Genomic DNA, 531 nt, shown 5'->3' on the forward strand with positions numbered 1-531 from the left:
GGTCGAGGCGATCTCGGCCGAGGACATCGGCAAACTGCCCGATGTGAGCATCGCCGAATCGCTGGGCCGCCTGCCCGGCCTGGCCGCSCAGCGCGTKGCCGGCCGYGCMCAGGTCATCAGCGTRCGCGGCCTGTCGCCSGACTTCGCCACCACSCTSCTCAACGGSCGYGAASTGGTYAGCACCGGCGACAACCGCAGYGTSGAATTCGACCAGTAYCCSTCGGAACTGGTCAATGGCGTGACCGTGTACAAGACCCCCGATGCGGCACTGGTCGGCCAGGGTCTGTCGGGCACCATCGACATGCAGACCGTGCGCCCGCTCAGCTTCGCTGAGCGCGTGATCGCCATCAGCGGCCGCTACCAGAAGAGCTCGCTGGGCAAGGCCGCCAACGTCGACCCGTACGGCAACCGTTTCAGCGCCAGCTACATCGACCAGTTCCTGGACAACACCTGGGGCGTGTCGATCGGCTACGCGCACAGCGACATGCCGATCCAGGAAAACCAGGTGGGCCTGTACGAGCCGTGGACCAC

The 531-nt window shown here is 66.4% G+C and carries 2 pseudogenes; both read left to right on the top strand.

Annotation, left to right across the window (positions count from 1 at the left end):
• Nucleotides 1–43: 43 nt before the first annotated feature.
• Nucleotides 44–232 (top strand): annotated as a pseudogene (locus tag ACXJKJ_RS31990) (TonB-dependent receptor plug domain-containing protein); the annotation flags it as partial.
• A gap of 12 nt (nucleotides 233–244) precedes the next feature.
• Nucleotides 245–531: pseudogene (locus ACXJKJ_RS31995) on the top strand (TonB-dependent receptor); the annotation flags it as partial.

The organism is Roseateles sp. P5_E1 (assembly GCF_054049335.1).